Origin of the sequence: Brevibacillus sp. SKDU10, assembly GCF_001645205.1 — a bacterium.
Lineage (GTDB): Bacteria > Bacillota > Bacilli > Brevibacillales > Brevibacillaceae > Brevibacillus_B > Brevibacillus_B halotolerans.
Map to the genome: position 1 here is coordinate 1 of NZ_LSSO01000202.1, position 11937 is coordinate 11937.

At 41.7% G+C, this 11937-nt stretch carries 11 protein-coding genes and 1 pseudogene; 6 read left to right on the top strand and 6 right to left on the bottom strand.

Annotation, left to right across the window (positions count from 1 at the left end):
• The first annotated feature begins 43 nt into the window (after positions 1–43).
• The gene (locus AYJ08_RS20590) at positions 44–1228 is read left to right on the top strand and encodes an MFS transporter (RefSeq protein WP_064019260.1); all 1185 of its coding nucleotides are present in this window, start codon (positions 44–46) and stop codon (positions 1226–1228) included.
• A 357-nt stretch (positions 1229–1585) separates the two neighbouring features.
• Here AYJ08_RS20590 and AYJ08_RS20595 read toward each other — a convergent pair whose 3' ends face one another.
• The 4 genes from AYJ08_RS20595 to AYJ08_RS20610 form a co-directional block, all read right to left on the bottom strand.
• Entirely contained in the window at positions 1586–2212 is a 627-nt protein-coding gene (locus AYJ08_RS20595; protein WP_064019261.1) for a fumarylacetoacetate hydrolase family protein, read from the bottom strand.
• Positions 2213–2629: 417 nt separating this feature from the next.
• The gene (locus AYJ08_RS20600; RefSeq protein WP_064019262.1) at positions 2630–3160 is read right to left on the bottom strand and encodes an NAD(P)H-dependent oxidoreductase; all 531 of its coding nucleotides are present in this window, start codon (positions 3158–3160) and stop codon (positions 2630–2632) included.
• A gap of 59 nt (positions 3161–3219) precedes the next feature.
• Positions 3220–3969 carry an oxygen-insensitive NADPH nitroreductase gene (nfsA, locus tag AYJ08_RS20605; protein ID WP_064019263.1) on the bottom strand — a complete coding sequence of 250 codons (750 nt, stop codon included), beginning with the start codon at positions 3967–3969 and terminating at the stop codon, positions 3220–3222.
• A 147-nt stretch (positions 3970–4116) separates the two neighbouring features.
• On the bottom strand, positions 4117–5340 hold the full coding sequence (locus AYJ08_RS20610) for an RtcB family protein (protein WP_064019264.1): 1224 nt from the start codon (positions 5338–5340) through the stop codon (positions 4117–4119).
• Between the two features lie 211 nt (positions 5341–5551).
• Between AYJ08_RS20610 and AYJ08_RS20615 the strand changes: the two genes are divergently transcribed.
• From AYJ08_RS20615 to AYJ08_RS20630, 5 genes and pseudogenes are all read left to right on the top strand, one after another.
• Complete coding sequence (locus tag AYJ08_RS20615) at positions 5552–6112, top strand: GNAT family N-acetyltransferase (RefSeq protein ID WP_082891045.1); 561 nt, start codon at positions 5552–5554, stop codon at positions 6110–6112.
• Between the two features lie 212 nt (positions 6113–6324).
• A pseudogene (locus AYJ08_RS23180) lies at positions 6325–6522 on the top strand (EamA family transporter); the annotation flags it as partial.
• 250 nt (positions 6523–6772) lie between these two features.
• A complete protein-coding gene (locus AYJ08_RS20620) occupies positions 6773–7945 on the top strand; it encodes a VanZ family protein (protein ID WP_064019266.1) in 1173 nt (390 codons plus the stop codon).
• A gap of 219 nt (positions 7946–8164) precedes the next feature.
• Entirely contained in the window at positions 8165–8953 is a 789-nt protein-coding gene (locus AYJ08_RS20625; protein WP_064019267.1) for a hypothetical protein, read from the top strand.
• 42 nt (positions 8954–8995) lie between these two features.
• On the top strand, positions 8996–9973 hold the full coding sequence (locus AYJ08_RS20630) for a hypothetical protein (protein WP_064019268.1): 978 nt from the start codon (positions 8996–8998) through the stop codon (positions 9971–9973).
• A gap of 160 nt (positions 9974–10133) precedes the next feature.
• On the opposite strand, the gene AYJ08_RS20635 is transcribed toward AYJ08_RS20630, so the two are convergent.
• Both AYJ08_RS20635 and AYJ08_RS20640 read right to left on the bottom strand, forming a co-directional pair.
• Positions 10134–11423 (bottom strand): NAD(P)H-dependent oxidoreductase, encoded by a 1290-nt coding sequence (locus AYJ08_RS20635; RefSeq protein WP_064019270.1) that lies wholly within the window; start codon positions 11421–11423, stop codon positions 10134–10136.
• A 36-nt stretch (positions 11424–11459) separates the two neighbouring features.
• On the bottom strand, positions 11460–11825 hold the full coding sequence (locus tag AYJ08_RS20640) for a PTS glucitol/sorbitol transporter subunit IIA (protein WP_064019269.1): 366 nt from the start codon (positions 11823–11825) through the stop codon (positions 11460–11462).
• Between the last annotated feature and the right edge of the window lie 112 nt (positions 11826–11937).

The following is an 11937-nucleotide window of genomic DNA, read 5'->3' on the forward strand; positions in this document are numbered from 1 at the left end:
GTTTAGTATTTTATTAAGAAATCTTGATAAGGAGTAAAATACTATGTCTAATTCGAAAAATATTGATAAGAGTATTTCAGCAGGGTTAACCATACTTCTTGCAACTGCATGTGGTATCATTGTAGCTAATCTTTACTATGCACAGCCTTTGATTGGGTTAATTAGCACTGCAATTGGGCTTTCTACTAGTAGTGCTGGCTTGATTGTAACGCTAACCCAGATTGGATATGTTGTCGGCTTACTATTTCTTGTACCTTTAGGAGATATTGTTGAAAACCGAAAGCTGGTGGTCACAACGTTACTTCTAAGTGCAGGTTCCCTGACAGCCACAGTATTTGTAAAACACGGAATACTTTTCTTAGTGGCTTCATTTTTCATCGGGTTGGGATCGGTCGCAGCACAAGTGCTTGTACCTTTTGCATCCTACCTCGCATCGGAAGCTACACGCGGCCGCGTTGTTGGCAATGTCATGAGTGGTCTGTTACTTGGTATCATGCTTTCGCGGCCGATATCAAGCCTAGTAGCTGATATCTGGGGATGGAGTGCAATATTCGCCTTGTCTGCCGGAGTAATTGTTGTCCTCGCGATCGTATTATCAAAAGTACTCCCTACTAGAAGGCCAATGGAAAACACAAACTATTCCGCCTTACTCGGTTCCATGTGGCAACTGCTGCGAACTACCCCGACCTTACGCCGTCGCGCGATCTATCATGCATGTGTTTTCGGGAGTTTCAGTTTATTCTGGACGACAGTTCCGTTATTATTATCTAGCCCTACTTTTCAGTTTTCTCAGAAAGCTATAGCAATATATGCACTTGTTGGAGTGGCGGGTGCGATAGCTGCGCCAGTAGGCGGTCGTCTGGCTGATCGCGGCTTGACTCGACTTGCCACAGGGATAGCTCTCGTTGTTGTCTTCGTTTCTTTATTACTGCCACTTATAATTCAAAGTAGCTCGCCCGTCGGAATAGCTGTTCTAGTATTCGCAGCTATTCTGTTGGACATGGGAGTTTCCGCAAACCTTGTGCTCAGTCAACGTTCGATTTTCTCGTTGGGGCCAGAAATTCGTAGTCGATTAAACGGCTTATTCATGGCTATTTTCTTTTTAGGTGGTGCTATCGGCTCCTCTATCGGCGGTTGGGCATACGCCTTAGGTGGATGGAGTGCAGCATTATGGATTGGAATAGCTTTTCCGGTCATAGCATTGCTTTATTTTGCAACAGAGAAATAGTTCTTTGATCAAACTTTAGCAGTCAGGATTCGCCTGACTGCATGAATATGGTTTCTATTTCCATTTGCTGTCGGGAAGAAGGTAAAAGCTCCACGTTTAAACACTTTAACCACAACAAGAAGCATAGCTTAATTACTAATAAGATAAATGTGATAAGTCACACCATTTTGGAATATTGTCCCTATGCCTTTAACCTTTTTCTCTACAAAAAAATCCCGTTTCACTGTTAAAAAGTGAAACGGGATCTAATCATTAACAATCAAAATATATAAAACACAGCTACCTACATGAGTCAACATTTCGGTATTCTTTTTACATGCCCTTCTGCATTCATGATTTATCCGACTCTTTTATCCATCAGCCCAGTTTAATCACACAACTGCCTAACACCTTATCCCCAAAAACTAGCTCCAGATGGTCGCCATCTGCAATCGCACCCACGCCTGCCGGTGTACCTGTAAACAGGACATCTCCTTTTCCTAGACCAAAATGCTCCCCTGTAAAATCAACCAAGGACTGAATGTCAAAAATCATGTCTGTGATATTGCCCCGTTGTACTTCCTGACCATTTTTCAACAGGCTAAAATCCACCTTTTCCAGCTCAGCTATACTGCTAATTGGTGTGCTTGCAGTAAGAATAGCGGAGTTACGGAAGCCTTTCGCCAATAGCCAAGGAAGCTTCTTCTCTTTTAATTGGTCCTGTAAATCTCGCATGGTAAAATCAATGCCTAGTGAAACACGATCGATTAACTCGTCTGCTTTCATTCCCTTTTGATAAGCTTGATTTATATGTACGACCAGCTCCACTTCGTAGTGAATGGCCCCCTGATCATTTGGCAGCAGGATATCTTGTCCATCCGCAATCACCTGAGCATGGGTTGGCTTCATAAAAAGAAATGGAGATGTCGGTACCTGATTACCTAGTTCTGCTGCATGTAAACGATAGTTACGACCTACACAAAAGATGTTTTGCACTTGTTCCATGTCTTCTACCTCTTTTCTGCTAGCTAAGGAATGAGTCTAGTAACAACGATCCATTGATCGACTTCCTTGCGTTATAGATGTCATTGCTCTCTTATTTTAACACTGAACACAGAGATTTGGTGCATGCTTATGAAAATTCCATGAGCCACTACCTGCACATTATGTTGAAATTGGTAAGGATACTCATATTCGTCCTACTCCACTTTTGCCCTATCAGGATCGAGCAAATGCTAGGTCCTGCACAAAATGTAGTCGGACCCCTTGCACATGAAATGATTTTTCCATCCATTATTTCCAGCTTGGTCCCACGATAGCCAGTTTCCCTTCATCCATTTCCATGGATCATAACAGTTCAAGTAAGAAGCATGAAAAAATCCAAGACCCCTTCATAATAGGGTGTCTTGGATCTCGCAAGCTTTACACCTGACGCTCTGCTACAATATATTGCACATACTCTTCTGCACTCTTTTGAACAGTATGCTCATTTGCTTGATATACCCCATGGAAAATATACGCAGGCAAAAATGTCGTACCGATTAAATTACTTGTTGCTTGGAAAGGCTTCAATAATTCGCTCATGGAATACTGATTCAGGCCGCCAGCACGATATTTATCCTCCGAGCTTCCAGTGGTTATCGCAAGGATTAAATCTTTGTTGTGTAATTTGTTGCCATTCGTACCGTACGCCCAGCCATGTGTGAGAACTGTATCCTGCCACTTTTTAAGTAACGACGGCGAGCTATACCAATAGAACGGGAACTGTAAAACAATTCGGTCATGCTGCTCACATAGCTGTTGTTCTGCTTCTGCATTTATTTGTTCATCAGGATATTCCTTATACAGCTCATGTACGGTAATCGCTGCATGCTTCTTTGCTTCCTCTATCCAAGCGCGATTAACAACCGATTCCTCCATATTAGGATGAGCAGCAATAACTAACACCTTCATGAGATTACCTCCGAATTAACTGAGATTACACTTCTTTAGTTAAGCGCTGTCCTAGTAGCCTATTTTTTGTTCAATCCTTGCTTCTCTATAAATTCCTTCATATACATACGGGCAGGTTTGGACAGCATATTGGCCATCTGACCTGTCCATGTATCTGAACGTTCGCCTTGTGTACGTTCCTGATAGTAGCTAGAAATCGTTGCGTTATACTCCTGTAATTGCTGTTGATAGCTCTGTTTATCCTGATTATATTTCTCCTGATGGTACACATGCCCCATCGGCAAACGTGGCTTTTGACTCGACTCCTGTAATGGATAGCCTACTGTCATAGCAAAGAGTGGCATAACGTGAGTAGGGATGTCTAAAAGCTCTGTGACGGCCTGCAATTGATTGCGCAAACCACCAATATAGCAAATGCCAAGTCCCATAGATTCTGCTGCAAGAGCCGCATTCTGTGCTGCAAGGGTCGCGTCGATCACCGCTACCATGAATTTTTCTGTGCTTTCAATGGCTGTAGACAGGTCTTTCCCTTCCATCTCGGCAATCACCTGATGACGGTGTAAATCGGCGCAAAACACGAATAGATGCCCATTGGTTTCCACATACGGTTGATTACCGCATAGCTCAGCCAACTTGCGTTTTGTCTCTTTATCTGTAATTCCGATGATGGAATAAGCTTGTATGTAACTGGAGGTTGAGGCCGCTTGGGCACATTTGACAATGGTCGTAATTTGTTCTTCTGATAACGGACGATCCTCGTACTGTCGAATAGAACGATGGTTCAACATGGTTTCAATGATGTTATTCATAGATATCTCCTCCCATTTCCTGCTCTTGCCTAACTAGGAACGAAAAAATCTGTCCCTCCCTCTATTAAATATCCAAATGAAAGGATAAGCAAACGCTGAAGGAAAAGAAAGTGTAACAAGAAAAGTCAGTCTTTTCTTTTCCTTGTGTTAATCCTTATACGGATCAAACTCATCCGCCCCTGCCATGCATACTCCTACAGGCTTTAACACATGTAAAACATCTAGGGTTTCGGCGTGAGCTTGCAGGACATCCTGTAGCTTTTTATAAACAAAGGGACTTTCATCGGGGCCTGCACCTCTAAGCTCTACCCCAAAATCCTGCACCGCTTTTTTCATCTGCTCCTCGGTAATCTTTCCTCCGCTACGCTTGCGAGTTTTCCAATTAAGCCGACCGGCGGCCTCTGTTCGGCTCATCATTCTACCTGCACCATGCACCGTACTGTAAAAAGCTTCTTTATTTTCCTTCGAATCCTTTCCTTGAACAATGACGGAAATATCCCCCATACTACCGCCAATAAATCCAAGCTGGCCCGGTGCGGAAGGAGTTGCCCCTTTACGTACGACAACATACTCCTTCTGATCATGTATTTCCTTCCATGCAAAATTATGATGATTGTGCACCTCAAACGTACTCGAGGCTCCTAAAATTTTCAATACCTGATCAATCACATAATCCCGTCCTGCATAAGCGTACTTACCGGCTAAGCTCATTGCTCGCAGATACATATCACCAATTTCCGTATCCAAATCTAGCAGAGTCGGTGCTTGATCCATGGACTCTCCTGGCGCCTTGTCGGAAAAACCTCGACCGTGAGCCAAATTAAGAAACCCACTTGCAGTCTTATGACCAAAGCCACGACTGCCAAAGTGATTCGCAATCCATACGGCGTCCGTAGCTTCCTCCACTAAAATATCGACAAAATGATTACCGCTACCTACCGTCCCTAATTGGTTTTGCGCCAATAAATAAAGTGATTGGTATTCTTTTTTGCCAATTTGCTTATACACGTGCCAGTTATCATCATCAAACAGCTCGTGATCTACTTTTTCATTATTAACGCGGCCCATTCCAAAAGAGATGCGCTTGGCAATTTTGTTCATAATAGCAGGCATTTTTTGCTGAATATCCCGATACAGTAAATTAGTGCGAACCGCCTTGTTACCGCATGCTATATCATAGCCTACTCCAGATGGGGAGATTTGTCCTTCGTAGACGACAACTCCCCCAACCGGTTGGGAGTACCCTTTATGATGATCTGCCATCAATAACACCTGCACAACATTTCCATGCTGAGCGCAAGTTACAGCTTGCGAGACAGCATTTTCTAGCGGTGTTCCCCAGACACGAACATTTTGAATCGTTTGGTACATGTTACACTCTCCTAGTTGTTATTCTTTTCAAAATACTCCGATTTTACCTTTTGCCAGTGGTCTTATAACATGATTGTAGCAAACTTGCCTCAATCTTTGCATCTTTTATCCAATTCGATTGTATATTTTTCTCCTTATGCTAAAATAATTCCAACTATCTGATAATTCCGCAATAAACCAATAAACGAAGATCAAGAGAGGAACAGGTATGATGAATCCAGAACAAATCTTTCCAAAGCTTGAAACAGAGAGACTCATTCTTCGTCAGTTGCAGCCCTCTGATGCACCTGCCATCTTTCATTATTTCTCCAAGGATGAAGTAATGAAATATTATGACTTAGAAACGTTCTCAGAACTAGAACAAGCAGAAAACCTCATTTCTTTATTTAACGAACGTTATTTAGCAAAGCAAGGGATTCGCTGGGGCATTACACGAAAAGCGGACGATGTAGTGATTGGAACCTGCGGATATCATAATGTGCTTACGGAACATTCCAAAGCAGAAATTGGTTACGAGCTAACTCCTGCGTTTTGGCAGCAGGGGATCATGACTGAAGCGGTTCAAGCAATTATACATTTTGGATTTTCTCAATGGAATTTGAATCGGATTGAGGCCTTTATTAATCCGGAGAATGAGGGGTCCAGAAAACTTTTAACCAAAATAGGGCTTCGAGAGGAAGGCTTCCTGAAGGAATATTTTTTCGAAAAGGGCTGTTTTGTTGACGCTGTTATTTTTGCCATTTTGCGAAGGGAATTCAATCATAAAAGATAAAAATGAGAGACCTTTATCCCAAAAGATAGAAGGTCTCCCTTTCTTTTCTGATGCGGCTGTTGGTAACTTTTATCCTTCCTGAGAATTTGATAGCTGTGGCGAACCAGTAACCTGTAGCTATCTGTATCCTCAAAATAGTTGTTCTATTCATTTAGCTTTATAAGCGCAGAACCTCAGCAACCTCCCCTAGTGCCTTTGCAATCCGAGCTTCCTCTACAATAGAGGCTACTAAAATGAGCGTATTTAACAACCTTTCAACACTTATCTCTATGCTAGCTGGGGTCATTTTTCTACAAGAGGAATTGGGATATTACCATTACGTAGGAGCAGCCATGATTGTAGTCGGAGTGATTGGTACTTCCTTTTCAGGACAAAAGAGACAACAAACACAAAGCATGGCAAAATCCTAAACATGAAATATGTTATAGCATGATCGATAAGTACTGGTCTTGAGTCTTTCTAATAGCTCAAGGCTTATTTAATAAGATAGTATTTTTAGTTTTTTGTTCATTTCGAAGGTTAAGTACGGAAGGCTGTCTAACACTTTTTTCTCAGCAGTTGCAAAAGAATACGATTCAAATATTGTTTTTTTTGTTAAAATGAAACCTGGGAGTGCCAATGTATAAACTTCCTCTATTCCATCATCTAAGGAGTGTCAAAATGGGAGCCTATCTCGTACCAATTCAAACTGCATTATTCATATTTCTCCTTGTAGCCTTCGTCTTGACTGTTCCTTATATGATCTTTAGCTATAGACGCTATGGCTACATCAATAAGTATCGTGTCCTTTTCCTGTCTTCTTTTTTATTTTACGCACTATGTGCCTATTTTCTAGTAATTCTACCTTTGCCGGACATCATCGATACTTGTTCTATCCAATCACCGGGAACCGTTTACTACAATTTACAGCCATTTTCCTTTGTACAGGACTTTCTTAAGGAGACAAATCTTGTCTGGTCCAAACCAGCTACCTATCTGTCGGCCTTACGAGAACGTGCCTTTTTGCAGGCAGCCTTTAACTTCCTATTATTGTTGCCATTAGGTGTCTATGTACGGTATTTCTTTAAGAAAGGTTGGAAGTTTGCATTAGGTGTAGGCTTTGCAACGTCTCTCTTTTTTGAAATAACACAGCTAACTGCCCTCTATGGCTTTTATACTTGTCCATATCGTCTATTTGATATTGATGATTTGATGCTAAATACGTCCGGTGCAGTAGCTGGATATTTCATAGCGCCATTTCTACTGATCATGTTCCCTCCTAAGGATCAATTAGATCAAGGGATTAACTTAGACGAGAAGCCTGTTGGCTACATACATCGTTTGTTAGCCTTCACGATTGATTCTCTGATCGTAGAAAAGCTAACATCTGTGTTTACAGATTTGTTTGTTAGAAATACACCTTCTACGAACTGGGGAGTTACGACATTTCAGTATCCGATCATTACTTTTGCCTGCTTCATTCTTTACTTTATAGGAATGACCTATTTATGCAAAGGGCAAACCGTTGGACTATGGCTATTGCGTCTTAGAGTTGTATCCACCGCACATCAGGAGCTACCAATAAAAGAGATCGCCAAGCGGAACATCTCCTTCTATATCGGGAATATCGGCATTACCTCCATAGGCTATTTTATCCTTAATGGATTGCCAACCACCCTATCTTACTATCCGCTGCTCTACATTATGATTTTTGGAGTAGTTTTCTTATATCAGACCGTGTTAGTACTTCATTTCGTACTGATCATACTGCGAAGAAAACGACAATTTTACTATGAAACCATTAGCCAAACAAGAATTGTACGTAAAATAAAAGAACTCAAAACAACGGATTAAAGGCGAGCTGATCTCAGTTAAAAAGCTTGGAGTTTCATTCTCCAAGCTTTTTTATATGCACGCAAATGACAAGAGTATCCCTTACAAAACAGAATACAAAAATCCTGAATAGAAGATATCGGGACAAATAACGGTAAAATTTATTGAACTTTTCTGAATTTTAAAATAATATATAAGAAATTTGATTTATATTACAATTTTTAGGAGGATTGTGATTCGATGAAAAAAATGTCGCTTGCAGTAATCGGTCTTGTTAGCTTATTAAGTACGTCTAGCGTTTATGCATGGGATGGTCCCGCTACATCAACAGCATCTAAGGACAAGCTTACAGTAGAGTCCCTGCCTGAAAAGATGCCTGGTAAAACCGTTCTTGAATTCACAAATGGAACATTTACGGTGAAGGAAGAAGGTAAACCATTACAGGTAAAAGCCCTTTCTGCCAGTGAAGAGTATTCACCTGAAATAGTAGAAAAAATGCAGCACTCAGAAATTGTAACCGATGAGGAGCTAGCCCAATTGCCTGTACACCCAGAAATCGTATGTAACGAGATTGAACCTCAAGAGGGAATGCTTGCCTACTACAATGTGGAGGGTGATCTGTATAAGGTAACACTAGACGGAGTAAATGTGTTAGCAGCTTGGGCGAAGGGACCAGCAGTACCAGGTACATATGGCCCGTGGGGTGCGCACAAAAACAAGATTATTGCGACTGCCACCAATGTTGAAGGTACAGGACGTGTCACCAACTTCACAGATGCAATCGGAGATCATGATAATCGCCTAAAAAAATATGACGCCGCTACCAAAGGAGTATACGATAATCCAAAGAGCAATACCTCGATTCGTGTTCGCAATTTTAATAATGATCGCATTGTCTATGTATATAAAAATGATATAGGTGCCTTACCAGATGCAGTCCTCGATGTTTGGCAGCCTACTCTTGCGGATTTTGGTGAAAAAGTCTCAGACTATACTAGTTTCCCTGGCCGCTATTATTATGTAAAATAAGTAATATCGCAATTCACCACATTATTCAGGAGATTCTAATCAATGAAAAAACAACTCCTCTTTTTCTTCATGATACTTTCTACCTTACTTATTTCTTGTAGCTCTGCCAAATCACCTTATCTCTCCATCACGGTAACAGCAGGCGAAGGTGACCAGCTTCTGTCCACTACCTATGAATATGACCTATCTACTAAACAATTATTGATACGAGGACAAGTGCCTTATACATCGCAGTATCCTTTAACTGCTGTGGATGTCAAACGACAGGTGATTTACTATACCGGACGCGATCAATCTGGATTAGCCGATCAGTTACAGGTGTATGATTTGACATCAAAACAATCTCAGACGCTTACAACCGATTTATTCGCTATCAATGAATTGTTTACTATTGACAAACAAGTAATTTTGGCTGCTTCTTCCAAAAAGGCAACAGACAATCATATCATGCCACTCGCTTCCTATGATTTGGATCATAAGCAATTCCGATTCTGGTGGGACCCCAACAAGGAGGATACCACCGTTAAGTTTGCAAAACCCATTCCTGGAACCAATCGGTTATATGCTGGGCTATACTCATTTGGGGAAAGTTTCACCAATCTTGAAAAAGCAAATCAGCAACAGCTACAGGACGGAGCAGAGCCCCCTCTCTACACAGTATTCGAGTTTGATGATAGGGGAAATAAAATCAAGAAATGGTTTGAGACAAAAGAGGAGTTACCTTTCTTTGCACTATCTTCTGATCAAAAACAAGCCTTTTACAGCAGTGCTACTACCACCTTTACTCCTAGAAGCTATCAGTTCCTTGAGCTTGCCACTTCTTCCAAAACTCCTTTTACACCATTTGAACAGATTTCTGATGCGTTTTTTGAACCTGGGGATCAGGGCTTGTTGCTGCTTGGTACCTATCAAAAAAAACGTGGTGTTTATCGATACGATCTCCAAAGCATGGAAGTTACATTACTAATGGAAGAGCCTCCTAAAGCATTTATAAACAATTTCACTCTAATGGAAAAGTAACGCAAAGGAACACGCAGACGGAATCATATTGCCGTCTGCCTTCCTTATGCAGCATAGTCGAAAGGATTGGACCAAACGACTTACAACTGGCAAAAGCTGGCACCTTTTCAATTAAAATGCCCGCAACTCCTCTTGGCCGCGGGCATTTTATAGATTTTCCTTACATCTGTGCATCCATCATTCTTCGCAGATGTAAGATTATGTTTTCCTCCATAAACTCTACGTCGTCATACGTAATATAGTCACCTTGTTTTACGTTTCTTTTCAGACGGATGTGCGGACTAATTAAACCAATCGGCAATGCATTCATACGCTGTTTATCCGTAGCTGTCACGATCCTACCAAATGCCGTGAATCCACCGATACAATCTAATGCGTCACCAGGCAGCAAATCTTTTTTAGCTACCGCCACGGTTTCAGCTACAGAGCCATAATACGGTATAATGGTTGGCTCTTGATCTAAATAAGCTTTGGCTACCGAAAGCGGTGTTTCTAAACTACACAGGTGATACGGGCGATACAATACATAATGTGGGCCATTCCCCATTTTGAGATATCGCATTTCATGGTGTACTTCTTCTTTATCAGACGTAATGATTGCAAACACACCTGGAGCAATTCCATCCACATACTCTACGATCTTATGCTGATGTAAAATACCGCCATGCTCTTGTAACCGGAAAATGTCTGGCAATTCCCTCACTCCTGATTTTACTCCATGCATACCAGGTATATCAGGAATAAAGCCAGTAGCATTAGCTACGCATGTCATCTCTACCATCGTCTTGGTTCCATCCTGGAAAGAAGCAATCATCTTCGGACTAGCACCTTTTTGGAGCGCTTCCTCACGCGCCGTGTCCGGATTTGCAAAGTAATTTACTTGATTGTTTTTTCCCTTTCCAAGCGCCACAATCTCAAATCCTAATGCATCTGCAAAATCATGCAATTCCATAATACATCCAGGCTCGTCCCCTGCTGTCCCTGTATAGACCAACCCTGCGGCTCTAGCCATTTTTGAAAGGAGCGGGCCAACAGTCACATCTGCCTCCGCATTTAACATCACTACGTGTTTTTGATTCATAATACCATCCCATGCCATTTTAGCGCCGATATTAGGGACCCCTGTCGCATCAACGATCACATCTACTTCCTTGAGACTAGCTATCAGAGAGGCATCCTTCGTGACAACTACGCTTCCTAGATTGATGGCTTGATCTGCTTTATCATTATCTTCCGTTTCATAAATATCGGTATCTCTCACTCCAGCCTTTTTGTACGCATTCACTGCATTTTCTGGTGCAATATCGGCTGTAGCAACCACTCGCATGCCTTTCATCGACTCAATTTGAGAGATCAGCCCGCGCCCCATTTGCCCTGCCCCGACCAAACCTACCTTGATAGAGCCTCCGTCTTTTGCCAACTCAGCTAGTTTTCTATTGATGTTTAGCATCATACTTCTCCCCCTTGGTTTTGTAGGAACGGATTTTTAGTAACGTACAAAAGCAATGACCGTATCAATAGCAGGAACCGGCAACTCCTTCTCTTCCACATGGATGGTACCCGGTAACTCTGGGGTAGGCTCTCCATCAAACCTAAGTGTACAGTGACCCATGCTTTGAAGTGTTTCATTAGCTGTTGCTCCGACTGCTGCAATCCTATACTTTCTATCTCCAACAACCAGAAAATCGCCTGCTTGTACAGGTGCAAACAATGTTGCTTTGGTGTGTAGAACAGCGATATCGTGCAATTCGTCTGGAACATTATCATCAAAAATAATCAGCGTACGTTCTGTTAGAAAGCTTTCGACCAATTCTCCAATTTTGGTGGCTTTTGCTTCTAGCAATGTTGTCATTGGATTCTCTCCTTCACGAATATTCCTGCGTTTTTTTATCCCACACACAAATGAATTAATTATTCTGAATAAAGTCCAAAGCTGAATAAATAAGCAATCACAACAGCAAGAG